Source organism: Arenicella xantha, assembly GCF_003315245.1.
Taxonomy (GTDB): Bacteria; Pseudomonadota; Gammaproteobacteria; order Arenicellales; family Arenicellaceae; genus Arenicella; species Arenicella xantha.
This window is the reverse complement of record NZ_QNRT01000001.1, coordinates 925,223-948,967: the sequence shown is the minus strand read 5'-3', so window position 1 is coordinate 948,967 and position 23,745 is coordinate 925,223. Positions and strand designations below refer to the sequence as shown.

Below are 23,745 nucleotides of genomic sequence, written 5' to 3'. Positions count from 1 at the left end.
GAAAGGCTGATTTGCATGGCTTTGTATATTACTGATCAGTGCATTAATTGCGACGTGTGTGAGCCGGAGTGCCCAAACGACGCCATTTATCAAGGTGAGCTCATTTATGAGATTGAAGCCAATAAATGTACTGAGTGCGTCGGTCACTTCAAGGAGCAGCAATGCGTGGTGGTGTGTCCAGTCGACTGTATTTTTGTTGATCCAGGCCACACCGAAGATGCGCAGCAACTACAGACGAAATACACGCAGCTAACAGGTCGCGCTTTTTCGTCAGAGAACGAGCAGTAGCAAGTAGAGCGTCGCGCAGACCTTAGATTGACTGCAATCAAGGCCGTTCGATAGAGAAATTAGCGGTTTAACGTAAGCTTGCGGTATTTGCCGCGCACTGTTATGTCATTGAGGATTGGGCCGCAGCGAGCGATTTTCGAGGGCAGGCTGGATGATGCTTGCTCGAGCTAGACTATCTGAGGTTTCGTCTTAGGGTTTCTTTCTGAAGTTTGGCCAAGAGGCTCACTCTGTGATTCAGAGTGAGCTAATGCGTTTTGCTTGGCGTTGCGAATGTTGGGCTACTGTTTGACCATATTGGGAACCCAAGAAATTTTCCCGTATTTTTTATAGTCCTTAATGAAATCCTTAGCGCGCCAAGTTTTCTCTTGCTCGTAAAACCCAGGTCGAATCACCTTTAATGTGACGCTAGTGGCTCCATCGAAGCGGATTGATTTATCGAGTACGACTGGCGTTGGCCCCAAAAATATCCACTCAGGGCTGTCATTGCCTTCATGCTTTACCTGCATCAACGCATAAGCGCCTAGCGGGTCCGAGTGAATTTGCATGGCGATATTGCGTTTACCGTTACCGCAGGCAATCAATAATGAGCAGGCCGAGACAACAAGCAGGAGTTTCAAAGATTCTTTCATAATAGTTATTATTGGTTTGGAATAGGGGGCGTTATTCGCCTTTTTTCTGCATTGATACTTCGACAACTTGCGCATTTTCGAGAGCTTGTTTTTCACTTGTGTGGCGCATGCTCAACCAAAATGATGAAACTTTCTCGTAATAGCCGGCCTTTTTGAGCCGAATAGGGACCATTTGACGTGTGCCAGTGCTGTCTTTCCAGAACATGGTCACCGGTGTCGTGCCAATCACGGTTCCGTCGTCGAGGTTAATGACTTCAGCTCCAGGTGGATCAGATACAAATCGTGCCGCACCATAGTGAGCGCCGCAGGCAGTGAGCGTTAAGCAAGTAGAAATCAGCGCAATCACGCGCAGATTAGTAAGTAATCGATTCAACATATTATGAGTGTGTAACTTTGTGTGTTCATCATAGTAACACAGGCTATGTAACGAAATGCACTGGCCAAATGGCCCGTAATCAAATAGTTAACTTAGTTAAAAATTAACTTTGTGATCCCAGTATAAGATGTCGGCGCTAGGGCTTTCTTCCTTTTCATTCGGCTTGTTTTGCTCTTCAGCTTCTTTGATTAAGCCAGTGAGTTGCGTTTGATAGGTGGTGAATTGAGTGTGCTGTTCGACCAACTGGCTTTGCATTACCGTGAGTTCTTGCAGGCGTTGTTCGACCGTGTCCGACGCTTTATGGATGCGTTTCACACTCTCCAATCGGCGGCGCAGTTGAGTATGATGTTCTCGAACGTAGGTTTCCATCGGCACCATTAGATTGTTATTCCAATTGGTTGCGTCTCTTAATGCCTGTGAGAAAATTTTACGAGCGGCTTGGCACACCGAGTCATAAAAGCGGTTGGTGATCGACATTTGTTCGCGAAAGAACAGCGTTCTGGTGTCTTTGAGGTGTCGATGTTTGACTTCGAGTCGATTCACTTCTTGTTTGAACTTCTCTAAGCGTAAGCGTCGCACCTTAAAATTAGCGATGCCATGATCTTGTTCAAAGTCGCGCGTGATATTTTCTGACAGCGCGGCAATCTCATTGGCTTGGTTGATGGAGCTATCTAAGTAGTAATTCAGGCGTTCAAAAAACTTTGAAATGGTTTTCTGAAGTGTAATTGATGACGCGCACCGAGCCATATTATGTTTGGTGATGGCAATCAGTTTTTCCAGTCTGTCACCGCTAAGCATTTGAACTAACTTGGTGGTTTCTTTGGAATACACGGCACGTAAGGCCTGATAACGCTGCATGTCTTTTTCAAGCGATGATTTTTCGCCTTGAACTTTGAGCATGATGTGTGAAATAACGTCAGTGTTTTTACTGCTCAGTTGTTTCAATTCAGCGATGTGCTCGTCGGCATCCTTTAAACGGTTGTCCATAATAGAGCTGGCTGATTCAAGAATAGTCTCCAATGCGCCGCGCACCTTCTCTACCACGATCTTGCGTTTTTCAGGAATGAGTTTGCTGGCAATTGCATTTTCAAGCGCTGGAATATTGCTTTTAGCAAGAAGCTCGTCATCTTCCGTGAGCTTGGCAACTAGACCTTTCTGTGCCGATACCGGAAAGATATTGCGTGGGTCTAAGTTGAGTGTTTTGGCGGTGGCACGAACTTGTGCGTCGATTTCGTTTTGAATTTCGATGTCGCTGCGGATGCCATCCCAAAGCGCATCTATTTTATTCAGGGCAACCAGTTTCCGCTGATTGCGGTCGACGCCGGACTTCTCACCGTCGAGATGCTGCTGCCACAGTTCTAAGTCGGTAGCGGTGACGCCGGTGTCTAACGACAGAATGAACACGACAGTATGTGCTGTAGCGAGCTGATTAATCGTAAGTTCGGGCTCAGCACCAATCGCATTTAACCCTGGCGTGTCGAGAATCACTAAGCCTTGCTCCAGTAATGGATGCGGTAGGTTAATGATCGCGTGTCGCCAGCTAGGAATTTCGACTTCGTCGTATTCGTTGACCGGTAGGCCAAGCTCAGCGTTCTTTTCTTCCAGTAAGTCGAATTTTAGTTCTTTGGCGTATGCTTTACTGACTAACTTGTTGTCGGTCATACCTTGCATCGCATCGCTTACGCTATCGACGTCGTCGGCATCAAACTTAATTTCGTGCCACAATTCTCGGTCTTTTTTGAGTTCAAACAATGCGCGTTCGTCTTTCCGCGACTCAATTGGCAATAAGCGCACAGAGCTTGGGAGATTCGGATCGTACATTAACTCGGTCGGGCACATGGTGGTGCGACCTGATCCAGATGGCAGAATACGTTTTTTGTAATTGCCGAAGAAGATCGTATTGATCATCTCTGATTTGCCGCGCGAAAACTCGGCTACAAAAGCCACCGACAGATTGTCGTCGGCCAGCGCGCCGAGTACGTTTTCGAACTGATGGTGTGTTCGTAAGTCCGTAACGTTTTTGGCTTTGAGAAAGGTACTCAAATCTTGCACAGCCTGGCTGACACTTTGTCGCCATTCAGAGTACTGTTCGATTTCGGTGTTGAGTATTTGCTCGGTCACGGTTTTGCTCGTTTTCGGGTCTGTGTGAGATGGCACACCTTGTCGATCTCTTTACGTGATCGAGTGAGCGCATACATTCCGTTGCCATCTACTATACCAACACTTTGGCACAGGCCTATTTCAATGGCAATACGTCAAATTTTGTCACTCTGCCGTTGTTCTTATAATTGGTGGGTCTCGACATTGTAATAGACTGAAATCACCAAATTTCTTAATGCATCGGCAGTGAGTACGGCTTGCTTAAATATCGACCCGTCTGATTGAGAATGATGGCTTTCAATGAAGGCCTTATCATGCTCATTTACTGGCCTAGTATGCTTTAGCAAACAGTGCCTATGTGCATAAAACGCTTGATTGTAAACAGAATGGATCTATATGGTCTGCAGGCATCATATCTGAGTGGTTTTGGGTCTGTCAAAGAAAATTAAGGTTAACTTGTAGCTAGTTACGCTATACATATGATTTAAATAGACAATTGCGCTATTCGAGAGGGTTAGTTGAAGGCGTAGAGTTACAGGGGTTTCACGTTATTCAGACCTAGGTTGTAATTGTGCTTTACTAGCGTCAGAATCGGCGCTCGATTCTCGGTACTTATTTGGATTAGTATCGCCTCAAGCCACTATTTATTAGCCAAATGTCTGGTTATTAGCCAAATGCCTCGAAAGAAAGCCACATCTAACAAGCGCGTAGCCCCTGTGGTGCGCAAGAAACGTTCGTCAGGCGGTTCCAGTTCGTCGCGCAAGAAACGCGCTTCGCGAGCTAATGCTAAGTCGAGTAAGCCGCAATCGACCTCTTCTAAAGTTTGGTCGTTTATTCGATTTTGGTTACTCCGCGGGTTCTTATTGGGGTTGTTATTCCTATTAGGGTTCACGGTGTATTTAGACATTTCGATTCGAAAAAAGTTTGAGGGGCAAAAATGGGCGTTACCAGCGCACGTTTACACGCGGCCGATGGAGTTATATATCGGGCAGGCGTTTGATGAAAAGTTAGTATTGGCTGAGCTGGCTGAGTTGGGCTATACGTCGCGCAATGATCTCGCTAGGGTTGGAACGTATCGCTACACCGGTGACGAGTTGTCGATCTATCAGCGAGAATTTCGTTTTTGGGATGGTTTGCGACCGCAGCAAATAGCCCGCATGTCGATTAGTGGTCAGCGCATACAATCCATCACAGTTGAAGTGCCGGATGTGTCCTTGCCGCGCAGTGATACTGAAATAGTGCGCCTAGAGCCGCGTTTATTTGGCAGTGTGTCGCCATTAAGTCATGAAGACCGTTCTTTGCTACGAATAGAGCAAGTGCCATCGGAGTTAATTGATGGTCTGATAGCCAATGAGGATCGGCAATTTAGGTCGCACTTTGGTGTTAACCCCTTAGGCATTGCGCGCGCCATGATTCGCAATGTGCGCGCAGGCCGAGTCGTGCAAGGCGGGAGTACCTTAACTCAGCAACTGGTTAAGAATTATTATTTGTCCTCAGAGCAGTCGTATAAGCGCAAAGCGATTGAGGCCATCATGGCGGTTTTGCTGGAGATGCATTACAGCAAAGATGAAATTATGCAGGCCTACCTGAATGAGGTTCATCTTAGTCAAGTTGGAAATCGTGCCATTCATGGCTTCGGTCTGGCCAGTCGTTACTTTTTTGGTCGGCCGATAGAAGAGTTGGAGCTTGATCAGATAGCGGTGTTGATCGCCGTCAATAATGGGCCGAGCAAATATAATCCCATTCGCAACCCCAATAATGCGCTTGAGCGCCGTAATCTCGTCCTCAAAACTATGTTGGAGCAAGGGGTTATTGATGATGTGCGCTATCAGCAAGCGGTGGCGGCTAAGTTGTCGGTGAGTCCGACTGCTGAGCACGCAGCCTTATTGTCATACCCAAGTTTTATGGGGTTCGTGCGAGAGAATTTGCGACAGGATTACCAGCAAGAGGACCTGCTTAATGATGGTTTGCAGATACACACTACATTAAATCCGCGCATCCAAGAGAGTCTGGAGACGGCGGTACGCAAAGAGCTGGCAGCCGTCGAAAAAAATAAGGGCATTAAGGCCGGTAGTCTACAGGTGGCGGCGGTGGTATTGCGCACCGATAACGGCGAAGTGGCGGCCATGTTGGGCGACCGCAACCCAAGTTTTTCGGGTTATAACCGAGCGCTAAGTGCTAAGCGACCTGTTGGCTCGCTACTCAAACCGTTTGTGTATTTAACCGCATTGGAGCAACCTGAGCGTTACTCCTTAGCGAGTTTAATTAGCGACCGCAGTATCACTGTGTCTCAGCGCGGCAGTCCTGATTGGACTCCCGGAAATTACGATAAACGTGAGCACGGCGATGTGATGCTAATTGAAGCTTTATCGCGTTCCTATAATTTGGCCACGGTGCAGTTGGGCATGGAACTTGGCGTGCCTGAGGTAGCGAATACGATTCGCCGCTTAGGGTATCAAGATAGTGTTAGCGAGTTACCCTCAGTGCTACTCGGCGCAGTTCCCATGACGGTTATGGATGTTGGGCAATTGTATTTGAGTCTTGCGTCAGGCGGTTTCAAAACGCCAGTTAAGGGCATTCGTTCGGTGTTGAGTAATGAAAATGAACCGTTAGCGCGTTACTCTTTGGATATTGAGCAAGTTGTCGAGCCTGAGTTCGCGATGCTGATCAACTATGCGTTGCAAGACGTGGTACGCAATGGCACCGCCAGAAATGTACTGACTGGGTTTCGCTATGATTATGGTTTAGCGGGTAAAACGGGCACTACCGATGATTACCGTGACAGTTGGTTTGCTGGATTTTCAGGAAATTATGTAATGGTTGTCTGGGTTGGGCGCGATGACTATCAGTCCACTGGGCTAACTGGGGCGAGCGGCGCGGCTAAGTTGTGGGCAAAATCAATGCAGGCGATGCCGTTGGAGCGATTTGAGCTTGGTTACAGTGATGCAGTAATTTCGCAGACGATTCATTATTCGCTCGACCCGCAACGGCAAGATTGCAGCTTGGAGCGCAATTTACCCATGCTAATTGAGTCTCTTGAACTGGAAAACTTACCGTGTGCGAAGCGAATGCAGTATGATTTGATCGATGAAGATGAACTGCAACATTTTGAACCTTCACCGGACCAAGCTCCGCTGCGTCGCAAGAAAAAATCGTGGTGGCAACGTTTATTCGATTAACGATCTAACTCTCGCTATGTCATTTATTACACACGTCCATATTACGAGCGCGCTTAGGTATCTAGGTTTGCTGGTCTGTCTTTTGGCGATCAGTGCTTGTTCGACCACGGGTAGTCTAGATGTTCCGGGTCAATTGCCTGCCGACGTAGAGGATCGAGCAGTGGTCGATGGTGAAGTGTTGCCGCTCCCTGAGCAGCCGATGGTGACAGCCGAGCCGATGAGCGGTGCACCGAATATGTCGCCAGTGGTCAAGCGTTTGTTGACGGTGGCGCAAGATCAGAGGCATCGTGAAGATTGGGATGGCGCGGCTGAGTCTCTTGAGCGGGCGCTACGCATAGAGCCGCGCAATGCCTTGTTGTGGGGTAGATTGGCTGATATTCGCTTTGCGCAACGGGCATGGCGCAAAGCCATTCAGCTAGCGGCTAAATCAAATACTTTAGCGTCGAATGACATCAGTTTGCGGCGTCAAAATTGGTACTTGATGGCCAATGCTTATGAAGCTTTAGGTGATCAAACCGCGGCACAAAAATACCGCAGTAAGTTAACGCAGTAACTGCCGTTCGAGTTAGTTATAGATTACGACGTATGCGTTTAGTGAGCTGGCGATTAACAACCACACTAGATACGGTGTCAAGAGCCATCCGGTAACGATTAACGCGGGTTGAGACCGGAAGCTAAGCCATATCAGCGTGGCGACCAAGAGCGTCAAGATGCTGATATCAATCAGTGCGATCAATGGCTGGTGCATGCCAAAGAAAACCCATGACCAACTAGCATTGACTAATAATTGGGCGACCCAAAGTAGTCTCATATTGCGATTGCCACGCGCAAAAATCAGCCAGCCTGCAACGGCGATGAATAGATACAGAATTCCCCAAACAATTGGGAAGGTGATGCTCGGCGGCGTCCAAGGTGCTTGATTTAGACCCTGATACCATTCGCCGGGTTGAAACAGTCCGCCAAACCCAGATACGACTAAGCAGGCGACAATGAAAACTGGTAGCAGACGCCAATCGAGCTTAGTTTGAGCCATATTGTTCCTCGCGGTATTCGTTTGCTAAACGCACATAGCGTCGGCGGTTAATGTCAAAAAAGGCCAGATCTTGGTCGTTAATGTCGCGCAGTTTTTTGGCTGGACTGCCGGCCCAGACTTCACCAGCTGGTACGATTTTTCCAGGCGTTAGCAAGGCGCCAGCGGCGACCATTGCACCGCGTTCGACGATGCAATCATCCATGACACATGCTTGAATGCCAATAAAGGCGTCATCTTCTATGTTGCAGGCATGTAGCACCGCTGAGTGCCCGATAGTGATGTCATTACCAAGATAAGTGCCTTGGCCCAGTTCGGCGCAATGAATCATGGTTAAATCTTGAATGTTAGTGCGTTCGCCAATGCGAATCTCATTAACGTCTCCGCGTATCACGCAGCCATACCAAACTCCCGATTCGGCACCGATTTCGACATCGCCAATCACAGTGGCGTTTTGGGCAATAAAGGCACGACTGTCAATTTTTGGCCAGACGCCACGGTAGGCAAGTTGGATTCCTGATTTATCAGAGTGTTTCATGGTGTTTTTCGCTGACAATTTAGTCTGTGCATACGTTAAACTCTACGCCCCTCAATAGCAATCCGACTTTAGCCATGGTGGATACGCCGCTTTCGCGTTATCAACGAGACCTGCAAAACCCAGATTTTTTGCCAGATCAAACACAGCAACTTGCGGTTGAGCATTTGCAGCGGCTCTACGATGAGCTAGTGACACGCTCAACTTCACGCCGTAACTGGCGGTCACGCATCGGATTGTCGAAGTCTACCGTTCGGCCTGTGCAGGGCCTGTATTTTTGGGGCGGTGTTGGTCGTGGTAAGACGTATTTGGTGGATACATTTTTTGATTGTCTACCGTTTGAGCAGAAGTTGCGTATGCATTTTCATCGGTTTATGCATCGCATTCACCAAGAACGCAAGGCGTTACGCGAGCAACAAGACCCATTGGTCGTGATTGGTAAGCAAATCGCTAAAGAAGCACGGGTGTTGTGTTTTGACGAATTCGTGGTGAATGATGTCGCCGATGCCGTCATCCTAGTGAAGTTGATGCGTGTATTGTTTGACGAAGGCGTTACGCTGGTTGCTACCAGTAATGTGGAACCGGATAATTTATATTTAGGTGGCTTACAGCGCGATTTGTTTTTGCCAGCGATTGCAATGATCCATGAGTACACGGAGATCGTGAATATTGATTCCGGGATCGATTATCGATTGCGCTTTTTAGATAAGGCTGAGACTTATTTCACGCCGATCAATCAACAAGCTCATGCGGGCATGGAGCACAATTTTGTGCATCTGGCGCCAGATGCGGGCGTCAGCGGGGCGTCGATAGAGATAGAGGGTCGCATGTTGCAGGCCGTTCGCCGCGCCGATGGGGTTATTTGGTTTACTTTCGCAACGCTGTGCGATGGGCCTCGTTCACAAAACGACTATATTGAGCTAGCGCGCTGCTTTCATTCAATTTTGCTAAGTGATGTGTCGGTAATGAGTCGCTTACATGAAGATCAAGCGCGCCGATTTATTAACATGGTGGACGTATTTTACGACCATAACGTTAAATTAATTATCTCGGCGCATGCGCCGGTCGATGAACTGTACCAAGGAACTAGAGTGAAATTTGAGTTTGAGCGTACTAAGAGTCGGCTGCAAGAAATGCAATCGCACGACTATTTGGCTTTGAGCCATAAAGTTTAATTCGGGCCGGTTGGTTCTACTGGTGACGCAATAATCAGTGACGCTATTGCGGTGAATTTTATTCGCAGTGCCACGAGCGAAAATGTTCTCCGCGCTCATGCTCGCCGATCGGTAGCCAGCCGTAACCTTGAGTTAGGTCGCTAACGACTTCTGTTTCTTTCTCACGCTTAAAGGTCATTAGTGAAGTCGCATCGCAATCCTTTTTGGCGAATATTTGGCACGAGCCATAGCCGAACTGCATTGCTCGGTGTAAGCGGCCACGCTTGACCAAGTTGTGACAGCCAGCGCTACGAGATTTTTTAGTGGTGAAGCGTAGGCGCTGAGTGATTCCGTCTTTGTTGATTTTATAAAATCGAATTTCTTGTCGCTGCTTAGTCTCAGCGCGAGAATTTTGATCCGCTTTAGCCTTGAGCTGAGTGCCGGGTAAAATCAACAATATTAGGCATAAGACCCCAATTTGCGCGGTCTTTGTTACCATGAACCTAAGCGCCATTTGGGTAGGTTTGGTGTGTCTTCGATGTCGGAGCTGTCACTTTCGATGTTGCCGTCAGAGTCAGTTTCTTCAATGTACTGGTTGCGTCCAGATGAATGCTGCAACTCGATTCGGTAAACTTGGCCGTTTTCACGCCGAGATTCTTTAACGTTGGTGGTGCCGAATGCGCCGCTGGATTTCTTTTGTGCGGTGTCTGTGGGCGCAGATTGGGTGCTTTCTGTTTTTGCTTCTGGCGCTGGATCAACGTTGCTGAGTTCTTCTTGTGGCGCAGGCTCCCCTTTGGTTTCTTGGCCCAATACCGGCGGCCGCGCGGTTTCAGCTTGCGTCGCACTATTGATTGATAGCGCTAGCACCAATCCAATAAAAAGTTGTTTTTTCATAGCACGCTCCGCGTTTAATAACTCGTGCCGTTTTTTGCGCCGGAACGGAGCAAGCGGCCCGAGTTGGATGTTCTATCATGGTATCATAATCGTACAGATTCGGAAGCGGTCAACGCTCCAATGATTCTGCTCATTTCATCGATCCAGCTACTTGAAAATACAACAATGAAGCAACCGCAGCTTATTCTTATCGACGGCTCGTCTTATCTGTACCGCGCATTCTATGTGCCGCAGCTTAAACGAATGCAGACCTCTTCTGGCCAACCGACTGGTGCGGTTTTCGGCATTATGAATATGGTGAAGAGTCTTATGACCGAATACCCAGAGTCTAATATTGTCGCGATATTCGATGCCAAAGGTAAGAACTTTCGCCATGAGCTGTATGACCAATATAAAGCGAATCGCCCGTCAATGCCGGATGAGCTACGCAGCCAAATCGACTATGTACATCGTGGAATCAAAGCGATGGGCTTGCCGCTGGTTGCGATTCCAGGTGTCGAGGCCGACGATGTGATCGGTACTTACGCTAAGCAAGCGAGCGAGACTGGTCAGACTGTACTGGTGGCGAGTGGCGACAAAGACTTAGCGCAGATCGTGAATGACAAGGTCAACCTGATCGACACCATGAAAAAAGTCATTATGGATGCTGATGGCGTGGTTGAAAAATTTGGCGTTCGGCCCGACCAAATCATCGATTATCTTACGCTTACTGGCGACACCTCAGACAATATACCGGGCGTGCCCAAGGTGGGGCCAAAGACAGCTGTTAAATGGTTGGCGGAGTATAAAACATTAGATGGTGTCGTCGAGAATGCCGAGAGAATTGGTGGCAAGGTCGGTGAAAATCTGCGTGAATTTATCCCGCAACTTCCGTTGTCTAAAGACTTGGTGACGATTCGATGTGAGCTCGATGTTGAGCCAGCATTAGCTGATTTAAAGCAGGGCGAGGCAGATAACGATTCGTTAATCGAGATCTACCAGCAATTGCAATTCAAAAAATGGTTGAGTGAGTTGGGCGCCGAGGCTGGTGTAGCGGGGAGTGCGCCGTTAGCTGAATTTAAGGCGGGCGAGTACACAACGATTCTCAAGCAGGCCGACTTTGAAGCTTGGTTGCTCCGCTTACGTGACAGTGAAGGGTTTGCCTTCGATACTGAGACTACTTCGGTCAATGCTCAACAAGCCGAATTAGTCGGCGTTTCGTTCGCGATTGAAGTCGGCGAAGCGGCTTACGTGCCGGTGGCTCACCAGTATATGGGCGCGCCAGAGCAGCTAGACCGTGACTGGGTTTTGGCGCAGTTAAAGCCTTTATTGGAAGATCCTGATCTGCCTAAGATCGGGCAAAATTTAAAGTACGACATGAGTGTGTTGGCGAATTACGACATACGACTCAAAGGTGTTGTGTTTGATACCATGCTTGAATCCTATGTGCTCGATAGCATTAGCTCTCGGCATGACATGGGAACGCTGTCTGAGACATATTTGGGTCACACGCCGGTGCCATTTAGTGCTGTGGCGGGTAAGGGCAAATCGCAAATCACCTTTGATCAGGTGGAAATCGAGACAGCGTCGCATTATGCGGCGGAAGATGCCGATATTACGTTGCGCTTGCACCATGCAATGATGCCGACTCTCACCGGTAAGCCGGGTCTGCATCGTATTTTTACCCAATTTGAGATGCCATTAGTTAGTGTGCTGTCACGGGTTGAAGATAACGGTGTGCTGATTGATGACAATATGCTGCTGCAGCAAAGTCAGCAATTAGCAATGAGTATGCAAACCGCACAGGCGCGAGCTTACGAGTTGGCGGATGGCGAGTTTAATTTGGCGTCACCAAAGCAGATCCAAGAAATATTGTACGATCGTATGGGCTTACCGGTGCTTAAGAAAACGCCGAAAGGCGCGCCATCAACGGCCGAAGATGTGTTGCACGAGCTTGCGATTGAGCATGAGTTACCCAGGTTAATCTTGGAGCACCGAAGTTTGGGGAAGTTAAAGTCGACCTATACCGATAAGCTTCCCACTATGATCAATACTAAAACCGGTCGAGTGCATACTTCTTATCACCAAGCGGTTACTGCTACTGGGCGCTTGTCGTCCAGTGATCCAAATCTGCAAAACATACCGATTCGTACGCAAGAAGGGCGACGGATTCGCGAAGCGTTTATTGCTGATGCTGGTAAGCAAATTGTGGCGGCGGATTACTCACAGATCGAGTTACGTATAATGGCGCACTTATCGGGCGATAAAACCTTGGTGCATGCTTTTAATCACGGATTGGATATTCATCGGGCCACCGCGGCGGAAATTTTTGCGGTCGAGCTTGAGGATGTGACTGATGAGCAGCGGCGTCACTCAAAAGCGGTTAACTTTGGCTTGATCTACGGCATGTCGGCGTTTGGTTTAGCTAAACAGCTAAATGTTGAGCGTAAGCAAGCACAGAGCTATATCGATCAATATTTCGCACAGTATCCAGGCGTCAAAGAATACATGGATTCAACGCGTGAGTTTGCGCATGAAACGGGCTTTGTCGAGACTGTGTTTGGGCGTCGCTTGTACCTGCCGGATATTAATTCGAAGAATCACAACGTGCGACAGTATGCTGAGCGTACAGCGATTAATGCACCTATGCAGGGTACCGCCGCAGATATCATTAAGTTGGCGATGATTGAGGTCGACCAATGGATCGCGGGCGCTGACTCTGACATTAAGATGGTCATGCAAGTGCATGATGAATTGGTGTTTGAGGTCGCGGCAGATGTCATTGATGCTTGTGTTGATCAAGTCAGAGCGATTATGCAGGGCGTTACGCAATTAGATGTGCCGCTTGTGGTCGATATTGGCCAAGGAAAAAACTGGGCGCTTGCCCATTAAATATGAATGAATGATTACAGTTCATTGGCGACTGCGTGCAAGCGCTGACACTAGGTTGGTGATCGTTTAGACTCGCGGCTTGAGAGCCGCTAACACGGGTCTAATTTGAAATCGCGTCGAGTGACTGTGTGGGTAATCCTAGAATGAGTAAGAAAGTCATAATTTGTTTGGCCGGTGTCGCCATCTATTTGATTTGGTATGCCAGTCAGCCAGCGAGCTCGGTTAAATTAGTTGAGCGGCAGGATTTGGTCGAGCCCTTGACGATGACCATTGCCAGTGCGTCTGCACAGTCTGTTGAGTCTGATAATTCGGTTCTGGATGCAGAGTTACTCAGTGGTTTCGATGCAGCGGTGCTACAGATTGAAGCCAAGCAATGGGCATCCGCCGAAAAATCATTAAAGTCTTTAGTGCAGTCGTACCCTCGGGTGCAAGCCTTGTATGTGAATCTTGCGGCGGTACTTGCTCGTCAAGGGCGGCTTGAGCAAGCGCGGGAAGTGTTGCTCACAGGCTTGCAGCAAGACTCGGTATCGGCCAGTTTGTATAATTCGTTACGGCAGGTGCACGGTGCCTTGGCAGCCGATGCTTACCGCAAGGCGCTCGACAGCGCTAAAACCGATACGCAGCCCAAGGCCATAGAGTTAGAGATTGTCGCTAGCATGCCGACGTTAATGCGCAAGTCTGCAGCGACAAGCGTAGCGTCGCCGAAGTTGGAAAGTGCGCCAATTCCTGATCAGCCTAGCCAGTTAGAGCGTCGACTGTCTGGCGAGGTTGCGGCATTGCAGTCGCAACTTAGCGCTCAACAGCGGGAGCATCAGGCGGCCTTAGACGCGCTCAAGGCACAAGTCGAGCAGCAGCAACGGTTGCTGGACCAACAAGCTGATGAGATGGTAAAAGCACAATTGGCATCAAGTGATCGTGCTGCGCCGTCGCCGCGCTCTGAGTTGCCACCGGTCATTTCTGCGGCAGCGGTTGCCGAGTCCGCGAGTGTCGCTGACCTCAATATTGGCAACAAATTAGGCGCAGATGCGGCGCGCCGAGATGATGCCGCTATTGAGCAAGTACGCGGTTGGGCTCGGGCTTGGGGCGCGAGTGATATGTCGGCCTATATCCGGTTTTACGCGGCGAACTATTCGCCGGGGCAGTTTGTTAGTCATCAGGATTGGTTGCAGCAAAACGAAACTCGATTCGCCGGCAACGACGAGATAACGGTTAACGTGTCCGATTTTGTTGTCAGCGATTTGGGAAGTCAGTTTTCAGTGACGTTCACGCAGCATTATCGTTCTAGAACTTTTGATGAAACGGTGCGTAAGCGCTTAGTTTTTGAAGTGGAGAATGGCGATTGGTCGCGTGCCAAAATCGTCAGTGAGCAAACGGTGTCGGGATGATCGGATCTGTCGCGAAGCGTAGTATGTGGTGTTTACTGGTTGCTGGGCTGCTAGCGATGTCGGTGCAAGCAATAGCCGCGACCGAGGTAATTCCAGATAAATTGGCAAGTCTTCATGCGCTTCAAGCTAGCGCTGAATATGAGCCTAGTGTGTTAGCGATTGTCGAAGCAATTCGGAATCGAGACCTAGATCTTGCCTTGAGCCGGGCCGATAAACACCTCAAGGATTTCCCCAAAAGTCGCGTTGGGTACTTGCTTCGTGCCGAGGTGCTCGCTGCGCTAGCAGGCGACGAAGCATCGCTCGGTAAGACGTCTGAGTTACCGAGTGAAACATCACAGGGTTTGCTGCATCAATTGCGTAATCGATGGCAGCATGGTCACGTTGTGAATGCTGAAGAGCACACTAAATGGCCCGCCAACTTGCTCATGATGGGCCAGCACCAGCATGCCCTTGTGGCTGATTTAGCTAAGGGTCGACTGTATGTGTATCAAAATATTGACGGCCAGCCTAAATTAGTACGCGACTATTATTTGACCATGGGGTCGCAGGGGTTTGGCAAGGAGGTTGAAGGCGATAATAAAACTCCAGTAGGGCTCTATCAGGTTATTCGGCATATTGAAGGTAAGGCCTTACCGGATTTATATGGCAAAGGCGCGTTCCCGGTAGATTATCCGAATAAGTATGACCGCTTCTTAGGGCGCACTGGCTACGGTATTTGGCTGCATGGAACGCCATCGGACACTTATGCGCGCTCGCCTTGGTCGAGTGAAGGGTGTTTTGTGTTGAGTAATGATGATTTGTTGGATGTTGCTCAATTTATTAGTGTCGAGCAGCGCACGCCGGTGCTATTGAGTGATCAAGTTGAGTGGCTCACTGCCGAGCAATTGGCGAATCGCCAAGCGGCCATGCTAGCCGTGTTGGCTAAGTGGGAGGCTGATTGGGAATCGTTGGATACGGATGCGTTTCTGTCGCATTACGCTGAAAAAGATTTTAATTTTGGGCGCGGTAATTTTAGCCAATGGGCCGCGCGCAAACGACAGGTTAATAAAGCGAAAACTTACGTTAAGTTGTCGCTCGAGGTTACAGGCTTGTTTGCTTATCCTGGCGTAAAGGACATGTTTGTGGTTAATTTTATTCAGGGCTACGACAGCAGTAATTTCTCTAATTCATCAAATAAGCAGCAGTTCTGGCAGCGACAAGCAGATGGGCAATGGCGAATCGTGTATGAAGGTAAGCAGTAGGATTGAGTGACTAGAAGGGAGTCTTGAGTCGACTAGCTATAGTGCAGCAAGCTATTAGATTGAAAGCCGTTAGCTAGTTAGATAAAGAGCCGTTAGCTAGTTAGATAAAGAGCCGTTAGCTAGTTAGATAAAGAGCCGTTAGCTGGCTAAATAAAGAGCCGTTAGCTAATTTTTTAAGGATGTGGAAAGAGGAATGGCAGAATAAGATGCCTAGGACAGGCGAAATACCGTGTGTGAGGTATTCCAAGGGGATGTCGTTTGGGGGGACAGCCTGCCCTAGGCAATTCGGTGTGGTACTTAGACAGTTTGTCTAGAAATGTATGTAGACACTGGCTTCGCACTAAAATTCTGGTCGAACTGAAAGATAATTCAAAAGCGTCGCTTATTCAAGACGGATATTGCAATTTGTTGCTTCTTTCTCATTACGTTGGGTTAACCCACTCATCCAACTGCGCTCGCATTGCGTTAACACCAAGGAAAGACTGTGACGAAAACGCTTCGACGCCAAACTGACCTGGGAGTACTTTTAAAGCTTTTTCGACACTCAGAACGACCGATGCTACTTTGCCACGCTTATATTTGTCAGCCTTGGTAAGTAGAATTTGTGTCGGTAGTTCAGCCTCGCTTGCCCATTTGATCATCTGCCAATCGAGATCGGTTAGCGGATGCCTAATATCCATCAGCAATACCAAAACGATCAAATTATCGCGCTTGGCTAAGTACTCTTGAATGGTGATTTCCCACTTTTTCTTTACTGATAGTGGTACTTGAGCAAAACCATAGCCGGGTAAATCCACTAATCTTGCAGATTCGCCCATTGTGAAAAAGTTGATTTGTTGTGTGCGGCCCGGCTGTTTGCTGGTTCTTGCCAACTTACGGCGATTACAAATCGCGTTAATCGCACTGGACTTGCCTACATTAGATCGCCCGGCGAAGGCTACTTCGACCAATTCATCTTTGGGGAATTGATGTGGTTCGGCCGCCCCTAGTATAAATTCGGGGTCGCGCAAAATGGCGGGCAAGTCGGCGAGATTGCTGCCGTTATTTTTTGGTTGTTCTGACATCGGCGGATTGTAGCAAAAAGTGGCCTCGGACGCTGACTTTCTCGAGTAGCTAAAATTGTGTTAAAACGCACAGCTGCCCTTGAGGGCGCGGTTGTGGCATGATATAAAACCCGCCACTAACAAATGCATACCCTGAGCCTAGTATTGGAGACTCGTCAATGTTGAAAAAATTACTGGTTATTGCTGGCATCACGTTGTCAGGCAGCGCCTTTACACATGTAGCCACAGCCGCTGGCGATGCCGAAGCAGGCAAGGCAAAAGCTGGCGTCTGTGCCGCATGCCATGGTGTTGCTGGCGTTAGCTCGCTGCCGGCCAATCCTCATTTGGCTGGTCAGGTACCCGGATATATTCGTGGCCAATTAAAAGCGTTTAAAACTGGCGAACGTAAAAATCCGATTATGATGGCGCAAGCTGCTGGCTTGTCGGATGAAGATATGGCTGATTTGGATGCGTATTACGCAACATTAACGCCAAGCACTCAGGTTAACTTGACTGAGGCTGACGTTGAAATGGCCGCGGCTGGTGAGCGCTTGTATCGTGGCGGCTATGCTGATCGTGGTATTTCCGCATGTATGGGATGTCATGGTCCAAGTGGACATGGTATTTCTATTCACTACCCACGTGTTGCCGGTCAGCATAAAGAATATTTGGAGCAACAATTGTTAAGCTTCAAAAAAGGCGACCGTGCCGGTCATAATCAAATTATGGCGATGGTGGCATTTGGTCTGTCGGAACAACAAATCAAAGAGCTGTCTGCTTACATGGCTGGTTTACGTTAAGCACTACGTGTCTTTGATAGTAAAAAGCGACCTTCGGGTCGCTTTTTTTTGTCCTGCTAGTTTCGCCCCTGCTTGCCAATGCTACACTCTGTAGATGGACGATAACTGGCTTTCAAAACTCGATAAAACCACTGTGATTGTAGCGCCAACGCGAAGTTTGGTGACATCACTCAATGAGCGGCTAGCTCGTCAGCATTTGGCGGATGGGCGCTCGGTATGGGAAGCTCCGTCGATTCTGGTTTGGAATGACTATCTGCGGGCATTATGGCAGACCAATCGTAAGCAGTTGGCATCGACACAAGGTGCGCTGAGCCTAATTTCAGCCCAGCAATCGTTGCTAGTTTGGACGCAAATTATTGAACAATCGCGACGTGATGAGCAAGCCTTAACGCTTCTCAATGTTCAGCAGACGGCGAGGGCGGTGCAGCGCAGTTGGCGTTTAATGCATGATTGGAATGTAGCGCCCGAATCCATAGCGCAAGATCATGTGGCAGACACCGAACAGTTTTTAGTGTGGCTTGATGATTACCAGCAAAAGCTGCAAAAACGAGGGTTGATTGACGAGAGCATGTTGGTTGCTGCGTTGCACCAGATTGACTGTGACATTCCCTATTCGCAGATGATTTGGGTTTCGTATGACTTAATCACCGATGCGCAGAAAGCCCACCTAGAGCAAGCGAAGATCCAAGGTATTAGTGTCGACTATCAGCGTCCGACCAAGTCTTGCCGAACGCAGGATTTCCTTCAATTTCCAACTGTTCAGAACGAAATTCTATCGGCGCTAAAGACTGCTCGGCATCGTTTGGAATCTAGCCCCGACTCCCATGTAAGCATTGTGGTGCCCGATCTTCAGCATCGTCAAGCGGCAGTGGAGGAGTTAGCAAGATCGGTGTTTTATCCTGATTTGTCGCCGTTACAAGTGCAGCAGAACAGTAATATCTATCGGTTTAGTCTCGGCCTCACGCTGCATGAATGGCCGGCCATCGAGACTGCACTCAGCCTATTGACGCTCATTAAAAACCGCGTTTCGGTAACTGACTTAAGCTATTTATTGCGCAACCAATTCGTTGGTCTGTGCGTGATGCATCGCGAAGAGTGTCGTGTATTTGAGCGGTGGTTAAAGCGACAGCGATTTCATCAAGTTATGTTTGATCACTTGCCGGATTTGTATGCGCAGTGTAAAGCCGCTCTGTCTGTTCATCAGCGGCCACAAGCCGATCTATTAGAAGCACAGTTACGTGATCTTGTGGCTCAGCGTCAACTGATCCAAGGGGCTTTGGCGGAGAAGAAACAAACATTAGGGTATGCCGCACTTGAGTTTGGCGCTTGGACTGCTGAATTTTCTAATTGGTTGCGTTCATGGGGTTGGCAAACCAGTACCCTAGATCAGACGATGAACAGTGTTCAGTATCAATTGCATCAACGTTGGATTGCGTTATTGGAAGAGTTTGCAGGCTTGGCGACCGTGCAGCATCGGGCGGGTTTGTCACGGGCTCTCGAGTTGATTCAGCAAATGGCGAGGAATACCGTGTTTCTACCGAAGAGTGCGGCATCGCCAATCGTTATTTCCGGTGTGCTGGAGGCGGTGGGCCATGAGGTAGACTTGTGTATTGTTACCGGCATGCATCAAGATTACCCGCCCGCACCGAAGGCTGATGCGTTTATTCCGGCGCGTTTACTGGCTGATAGTGGTCATCCATCAGGGGGTACACGCAATGGCTCACAGCACGCGTTTCAGGTGTTAGATCATCTGCTTGAGTGTGCCGATGAACGTATCGTGAGTTTCGCACGCAGCGCGGATCAAGATAGTGATATCGAAATGGGCCCCGCCGCTAGATTTCGTGATGCGATGTTTGTTGCTAAAGCCGCTCCTTTGTCAATAGAAGGGGATTCTCCTGTGGCGCAAAGCGAGGTTGAGCTGGAACCGTTTGTCGATGTTCAAGGTTTGCCTTGGCGTGCCGCTTTATCGCCTAAAGGTGGGTCGAGAATTTTCGAAAATCAGTCACAGTGCGCGTTCAAGGCATACGCCACGCATCAGCTGCAGTGTCAATCACAGGATGATGCTGAGTTTGGTTTAGATAATTTGGATCGTGGCAATGTCGTGCATCACCTGCTTGATAAGCTATGGGCGCAACTCCAAACCCAGAGAACTTTGAATCAAATGCCGGTTGATGAGCGCGCGCGTTTAGTGGCGTCGCTGATTGAACAAGTGTTAGAGAACAATGAGCTTGAATTGAATGCTGAGAAACTCCAGCTATTACGGCTCGAAACGCCTCGCCTGCTACGACTATTGGTGGAATGGTTAGCGCTGGAGTCCGCTCGGCCTGAACCATTTTCGGTGGTGGAGCGAGAGCAGCCTAGGCGTGGAAATATTGGCGGTATTGCATTCGACTACATCATCGACCGTGTTGATTTGACCGACGCAGGGCGCAGCGTGATTATCGATTACAAAACCGGCAATGTGAACCGCAATGATTGGCTTGAGGATCGCCTGCGAAGTCCGCAAATGCCGCTATATGTATTGGCTTTGGATGCCGAAAAAGAAAAGCAAACCTCGGGGATTGCCTTTGCGTCGGTGCGCCAAGGAGATCACAAGTTCGTGGAATTGTCAGAAACCGGAATCTTTCGCGAGGCGAAGAAGCCACAAAACGATTTGCAGCAGAAGTGGCAGGAGCGACGTTCGGTTTGGCCGCAACTGTTGACCCAGTTGGCCGCTGATTTTTTGGCAGGGCAGGCATCGGTTAACCCGATTGATGAACAAGTTTGCAATTACTGTGACTTGCACGCAATTTGTCGTGTTTCTCAGTTACGAATTGCGGCTGGCAAGCTATTAGGTGATGCCGATGATTAATGACTATCAAGCACGTCAGGATGCGCTCGACCCAGAGCGTTCGTTCATTGTGCAAGCGCCGGCAGGGTCAGGTAAGACAGGCTTATTGGTGTATCGTTTATTGACATTGTTGGCGCGTGTCGATCAGCCTCAACAAGTGTTAGCGATTACCTTTACGCGAAAAGCTACCGCTGAAATGCGCGCTAGGTTGATGGAGCTGTTGAGTGACGCGGCTCACGGCGAGGAGGCCGACAATGCTTTTGATCAACAAGGTTTGGATTTGGCGAAAGCCGTTTTAGCTCGAGACCAACAGCAAGGCTGGCAGCTGCTTGACGCGCCCTATCAATTGCAGATTCTTACGATCGACGCATTTTGTGCCAAGCTTACCGGCAGTATGCCATGGCTTAGTCGTTTGGGGGATCGCCCGCGTACTACCGACCGTGCCGATGTACATTATGCGGCAGCCATTGAACAGCTATTTGCGGAGCTGTTGGAGCCAGAATCGAGTGTTGCGTCGGCCTTGCAAGCGGTTCTTTTGGAACTCGATTTTAATTACGATAAAGCGCGTCGCCTGTTCACCTCCATGCTGGCAAAGCGAGACCAATGGTTGCGTCATTTAGTGCAAGGAGATCTGCTGGCGATGCGTTCAGAGGTAGAGTCCGCATGGTATCAAGTAGAATGCGGCACGATTGACCGCGTGCGTGAAGCGCTGCCTTATGGTGTGCTTGCGGACTTAGTTCGACTAGGCGCGGAAGCCGCGGCTAAGCGCATTGAAAAGTATGGCCCAGGATCACCACTGGATAGCCTGCTTGATTTAACATCTGCTGATGACTTGACGATTAGTCATTGGAAGGCAGTTTGCCATTTATTATTGACCGGTGAAAACTTTCGTAAAACGGTCAATATCACACTCGGGTTTGAAGCTAAGTCAGACCAACGAGAGCAAATGTTAGCGGTTTTAAAGAATGTTAGTGATGACCCCGCGCTCGCCTTAGCTCTGCTGGATGTGCAGACGCTGCCCGATTCAGAATTATCGTTAACTGATTGGCAGCAGTTGCAATCACTTGAATTGGTGCTGAAAGCGTTGGCCGGATTTCTACAGTTGCGATTTCGAGCTAGCGGGGAATGTGACCACAGCGAGGTCACGCAGCGCGCCAATTTGGCGTTGCGAGAATTGGAAAACCCCACGGATTTGGGCTTGCGGTTAGACACACACTTGCAGCACATTCTAGTCGATGAATTTCAAGACACGTCACATGGACAAATAGAATTATTAAAGCGCTTAACCGCAGGTTGGGAGATTGATGAAAGTCCGCCTAAGACCTTGTTTTTAGTTGGCGACCCAATGCAATCAATCTATCGTTTTCGAGAGGCAGACGTGAGCCTGTTTTTACAGGTGGCTGATAACGACCAAACCCGGCTGTTTCCTAATATTGCAATTGAAGCGCTTACGTTAAGTGAGAATTTCCGTTCTTCGTCGGATCTTGTTAGTTGGTTTAATCATACGTTTCAGCATAGCTTTCCGAATCGGAATAATGTGCTTACTGGTGCGATCACCTATTCAGCGGCGAGTTGCGATCGTCAGCAAAGCGGCCCTCAAGTTGACTATTTGCTGACGCTTGATGATGCACATGAGGCGACGCTGATTGTTGAGCAAGTTCAAGCGGCGATTAACGCGTTGCCCGACGACAAGGCGCAAGTGGCGATTTTGGTTCGTACCCGAACTCAGTTGAATACCTTGTTGCCGGCCTTGCAACAGGCCGACATTCATTATCTCGGCGTCGATATTCAGCCACTGCATGCGTTGCCCGCGGTAATCGATGTAATGTCTTTGTGTAAAGCAATTTGTCGTGACGATGATCGTGTTAGTTGGTTGTCGCTATTACGTGGGCCTTGGTGTGGTTTGAGTCTGGTCGAATTGAAACACCTTAGTGACCGTCCGGAACCAACCGTTTGGGAGCAGCTGTTAAATCTTGATTTCGCGTTGCTGAACGCTGAGTCTCGATCGCGTTTGACCCGATTTAAGTCGGTAATGCTCGAAGTAATGGCGCAACGTCAACAGGTTTCTTTGGCTGGCTTAACTCGTTGGGCTTGGCATCAGCTGGGTGGTGAAGCCACAGGGTTTGAGGCGACCAGTGAAGATATTGATACGGTATTTGAGCTGATTGATTCGTTGCAACGTGGCGGCGATTTGCCGTCGATGCGAGAGTTAGAAGAGGCAATGGCCAAACTTTATGCTCGTCCTCAGGTCGCGCGCGGCGAAAGCAAGGCTCGTGTTGTGGTATCGACCATGCATAAGTCTAAAGGCTTGCAGTATCACACGGTCATTTTGCCATGTTTAAGTCGGAGTGCACGTAGCAGTGACAAAGACGTGTTGATGTGGGCGGAGCACCAAGATGATGACGGCGACTCGCGCTTATTGTTGGCCCCCTTTAGTGCTCAACAAGACTCTGGAAGTCATTATGATTATTTGCGTAAACTTGAATCTAAACGAGATTCAAATGAAGCAATTCGCTTAATGTACGTGGCTTGTACACGGGCTGAGAGCAAGCTCATTCTATCGGCTAAAGTTAAATTAGATCCAAAGACTAACGATGTGCGTGCGCCTGCTAAAAATAGCTTATTAAGTACGGTTTGGGGCGCGCTTGAGCCACATTTTCAGTTATCTGAATCTGGTACGCCGTCGCCTCAGGTGACGGACACTGACATGGATCAAACACTGTATCGTTTGCCATCTGATTATTCACCAAATCTTGCCTCTTCGGTTGATTGGCAGGTGGCTACGCGTTTGCATGCTCAGCCTTCAGCGCCGGACGAGCAAGTCGAGTATGAGTGGGCGACTCAGGTTGCAACAGGGGTTGGTATTGTGTTGCATGATTGGTTGCAGTTTAATCGACACTCGGTATTGACTGCCGAGGTAGATGAATTACTCCGTAGGCGTTGGCGAGCAGAATTACTGTCGCTGCGTGTGCCAGAGGACCGACTCAGTATGGCGTTACGGCGTCTGGAAAACGGAGTTAAGGCGATTCAACAAGACTCGGATGCGCACTTTTTGTTTGATGACTATGCCATCGCAAACAACGAATACGCTATTGCGGCGTATGAAGATGGCATGGTTAATACTTATCGACTAGATCGTACCTTTGTTGATCAACATGGCGTACGCTGGATTGTTGATTACAAAAGTACCGACACTAATCGTTCTGATCTCGCCAGCTTTGTTGATGAACAGGTTGCACAGCGACATCGGCCGCAGCTTGAAAAGTATGGTGCGCTGATGCGTCAAATTGACACTAGGCCAATCAAGCTGGCAGTATACTTTCCGCTCTTACAGCAAATGCGTGTTTGGGATTTTTCAGGCTAATCACATACCGATTTGCCGCTACTACA

The 23,745-nt window shown here is 48.8% G+C and carries 18 protein-coding genes; 10 read left to right on the top strand and 8 right to left on the bottom strand.

The genetic code is table 11. From position 1 onward, the window contains the following. Nucleotides 1-15 precede the first annotated feature (15 nt). A complete protein-coding gene (locus DFR28_RS03990) occupies nt 16-288 on the top strand; it encodes a YfhL family 4Fe-4S dicluster ferredoxin (protein ID WP_113952987.1) in 273 nt (90 codons plus the stop codon). Between the two features lie 278 nt (nt 289-566). On the opposite strand, the gene DFR28_RS03985 is transcribed toward DFR28_RS03990, so the two are convergent. From DFR28_RS03985 to DFR28_RS03975, 3 genes are all read right to left on the bottom strand, one after another. Beyond that, on the bottom strand, nt 567-917 hold the full coding sequence (locus DFR28_RS03985) for a hypothetical protein (RefSeq protein ID WP_113952986.1): 351 nt from the start codon (nt 915-917) through the stop codon (nt 567-569). Nucleotides 918-948: 31 nt separating this feature from the next. Then, entirely contained in the window at nt 949-1,293 is a 345-nt protein-coding gene (locus DFR28_RS03980; protein ID WP_113952985.1) for a hypothetical protein, read from the bottom strand. Between the two features lie 96 nt (nt 1,294-1,389). Further along, a complete protein-coding gene (locus tag DFR28_RS03975; protein ID WP_113952984.1) occupies nt 1,390-3,450 on the bottom strand; it encodes a dynamin family protein in 2,061 nt (686 codons plus the stop codon). Between the two features lie 617 nt (nt 3,451-4,067). Between DFR28_RS03975 and mrcB the strand changes: the two genes are divergently transcribed. Next, the gene (mrcB, locus tag DFR28_RS03970; RefSeq protein WP_113952983.1) at nt 4,068-6,572 is read left to right on the top strand and encodes a penicillin-binding protein 1B; all 2,505 of its coding nucleotides are present in this window, start codon (nt 4,068-4,070) and stop codon (nt 6,570-6,572) included. A gap of 16 nt (nt 6,573-6,588) precedes the next feature. Then, entirely contained in the window at nt 6,589-7,125 is a 537-nt protein-coding gene (locus tag DFR28_RS03965) for a tetratricopeptide repeat protein (RefSeq protein ID WP_147250918.1), read from the top strand. 12 nt (nt 7,126-7,137) lie between these two features. Here the strand turns inward: DFR28_RS03965 and DFR28_RS03960 are convergent, their stop codons facing one another. Both DFR28_RS03960 and DFR28_RS03955 read right to left on the bottom strand, forming a co-directional pair. Then, nucleotides 7,138-7,605, bottom strand: coding sequence for a TspO/MBR family protein (locus tag DFR28_RS03960; protein ID WP_113952981.1), 468 nt, complete (start codon nt 7,603-7,605; stop codon nt 7,138-7,140). Continuing rightward, nucleotides 7,592-8,140, bottom strand: a complete 549-nt coding sequence (locus tag DFR28_RS03955; protein ID WP_113952980.1) for a gamma carbonic anhydrase family protein — start codon at nt 8,138-8,140, stop codon at nt 7,592-7,594. Before DFR28_RS03955 ends, DFR28_RS03960 begins: the two co-directional genes overlap by 14 nt. A gap of 74 nt (nt 8,141-8,214) precedes the next feature. Here DFR28_RS03955 and zapE point away from each other — a divergent pair, with 74 nt between their 5' ends. Beyond that, on the top strand, nt 8,215-9,312 hold the full coding sequence (gene zapE / locus DFR28_RS03950) for a cell division protein ZapE (protein ID WP_113952979.1): 1,098 nt from the start codon (nt 8,215-8,217) through the stop codon (nt 9,310-9,312). 58 nt (nt 9,313-9,370) lie between these two features. Here zapE and DFR28_RS03945 read toward each other — a convergent pair whose 3' ends face one another. Together DFR28_RS03945 and DFR28_RS03940 are read right to left on the bottom strand one after the other, a co-directional pair. Then, nucleotides 9,371-9,790, bottom strand: coding sequence for a hypothetical protein (locus tag DFR28_RS03945; RefSeq protein WP_113952978.1), 420 nt, complete (start codon nt 9,788-9,790; stop codon nt 9,371-9,373). Further along, entirely contained in the window at nt 9,784-10,185 is a 402-nt protein-coding gene (locus tag DFR28_RS03940) for a DUF2782 domain-containing protein (RefSeq protein ID WP_113952977.1), read from the bottom strand. Before DFR28_RS03940 ends, DFR28_RS03945 begins: the two co-directional genes overlap by 7 nt. A 165-nt stretch (nt 10,186-10,350) precedes the next feature. Here DFR28_RS03940 and polA point away from each other — a divergent pair, with 165 nt between their 5' ends. The 3 genes from polA (at nt 10,351) to DFR28_RS03925 (ending at nt 15,682) form a co-directional block, all read left to right on the top strand. Beyond that, nucleotides 10,351-13,056 carry a DNA polymerase I gene (polA, locus tag DFR28_RS03935; RefSeq protein WP_113953409.1) on the top strand — a complete coding sequence of 902 codons (2,706 nt, stop codon included), beginning with the start codon at nt 10,351-10,353 and terminating at the stop codon, nt 13,054-13,056. A 143-nt stretch (nt 13,057-13,199) separates the two neighbouring features. Further along, on the top strand, nt 13,200-14,441 hold the full coding sequence (locus tag DFR28_RS03930) for a L,D-transpeptidase Cds6 family protein (RefSeq protein ID WP_113952976.1): 1,242 nt from the start codon (nt 13,200-13,202) through the stop codon (nt 14,439-14,441). Beyond that, nucleotides 14,438-15,682, top strand: a complete 1,245-nt coding sequence (locus tag DFR28_RS03925) for a L,D-transpeptidase family protein (protein ID WP_113952975.1) — start codon at nt 14,438-14,440, stop codon at nt 15,680-15,682. The genes DFR28_RS03930 and DFR28_RS03925 overlap by 4 nt, the downstream gene beginning before the upstream one ends. A gap of 422 nt (nt 15,683-16,104) precedes the next feature. Here DFR28_RS03925 and yihA read toward each other — a convergent pair whose 3' ends face one another. After that, the gene (yihA, locus tag DFR28_RS03920) at nt 16,105-16,746 is read right to left on the bottom strand and encodes a ribosome biogenesis GTP-binding protein YihA/YsxC (protein WP_113952974.1); all 642 of its coding nucleotides are present in this window, start codon (nt 16,744-16,746) and stop codon (nt 16,105-16,107) included. Between the two features lie 158 nt (nt 16,747-16,904). Here yihA and DFR28_RS03915 point away from each other — a divergent pair, with 158 nt between their 5' ends. The 3 genes from DFR28_RS03915 to DFR28_RS03905 all read left to right on the top strand — a co-directional run bounded on the left by DFR28_RS03915 (nt 16,905) and on the right by DFR28_RS03905 (nt 23,719). After that, on the top strand, nt 16,905-17,525 hold the full coding sequence (locus DFR28_RS03915; protein WP_113952973.1) for a c-type cytochrome: 621 nt from the start codon (nt 16,905-16,907) through the stop codon (nt 17,523-17,525). A 94-nt stretch (nt 17,526-17,619) separates the two neighbouring features. Beyond that, entirely contained in the window at nt 17,620-20,376 is a 2,757-nt protein-coding gene (locus DFR28_RS03910) for a PD-(D/E)XK nuclease family protein (protein WP_113952972.1), read from the top strand. After that, nucleotides 20,369-23,719 carry a UvrD-helicase domain-containing protein gene (locus DFR28_RS03905; RefSeq protein ID WP_170131965.1) on the top strand — a complete coding sequence of 1,117 codons (3,351 nt, stop codon included), beginning with the start codon at nt 20,369-20,371 and terminating at the stop codon, nt 23,717-23,719. Before DFR28_RS03910 ends, DFR28_RS03905 begins: the two co-directional genes overlap by 8 nt. Nucleotides 23,720-23,745 lie beyond the last annotated feature (26 nt).

Coding starts and splice junctions, on each gene's coding strand:
- DFR28_RS03990 (WP_113952987.1), top strand. CDS start 16: ATGGCTTTGTATATTACTGATCAGTGCATTAATTGCGACGTGTGTGAG.
- DFR28_RS03985 (WP_113952986.1), bottom strand. CDS start 917: ATGAAAGAATCTTTGAAACTCCTGCTTGTTGTCTCGGCCTGCTCATTA.
- DFR28_RS03980 (WP_113952985.1), bottom strand. CDS start 1,293: ATGTTGAATCGATTACTTACTAATCTGCGCGTGATTGCGCTGATTTCT.
- mrcB (WP_113952983.1), top strand. CDS start 4,068: ATGCCTCGAAAGAAAGCCACATCTAACAAGCGCGTAGCCCCTGTGGTG.
- DFR28_RS03965 (WP_147250918.1), top strand. CDS start 6,589: ATGTCATTTATTACACACGTCCATATTACGAGCGCGCTTAGGTATCTA.
- DFR28_RS03960 (WP_113952981.1), bottom strand. CDS start 7,605: ATGGCTCAAACTAAGCTCGATTGGCGTCTGCTACCAGTTTTCATTGTC.
- DFR28_RS03955 (WP_113952980.1), bottom strand. CDS start 8,140: ATGAAACACTCTGATAAATCAGGAATCCAACTTGCCTACCGTGGCGTC.
- zapE (WP_113952979.1), top strand. CDS start 8,215: ATGGTGGATACGCCGCTTTCGCGTTATCAACGAGACCTGCAAAACCCA.
- DFR28_RS03945 (WP_113952978.1), bottom strand. CDS start 9,790: ATGGTAACAAAGACCGCGCAAATTGGGGTCTTATGCCTAATATTGTTG.
- DFR28_RS03940 (WP_113952977.1), bottom strand. CDS start 10,185: ATGAAAAAACAACTTTTTATTGGATTGGTGCTAGCGCTATCAATCAAT.
- polA (WP_113953409.1), top strand. CDS start 10,351: ATGAAGCAACCGCAGCTTATTCTTATCGACGGCTCGTCTTATCTGTAC.
- DFR28_RS03930 (WP_113952976.1), top strand. CDS start 13,200: ATGAGTAAGAAAGTCATAATTTGTTTGGCCGGTGTCGCCATCTATTTG.
- DFR28_RS03925 (WP_113952975.1), top strand. CDS start 14,438: ATGATCGGATCTGTCGCGAAGCGTAGTATGTGGTGTTTACTGGTTGCT.
- yihA (WP_113952974.1), bottom strand. CDS start 16,746: ATGTCAGAACAACCAAAAAATAACGGCAGCAATCTCGCCGACTTGCCC.
- DFR28_RS03915 (WP_113952973.1), top strand. CDS start 16,905: ATGTTGAAAAAATTACTGGTTATTGCTGGCATCACGTTGTCAGGCAGC.
- DFR28_RS03910 (WP_113952972.1), top strand. CDS start 17,620: ATGGACGATAACTGGCTTTCAAAACTCGATAAAACCACTGTGATTGTA.
- DFR28_RS03905 (WP_170131965.1), top strand. CDS start 20,369: ATGATTAATGACTATCAAGCACGTCAGGATGCGCTCGACCCAGAGCGT.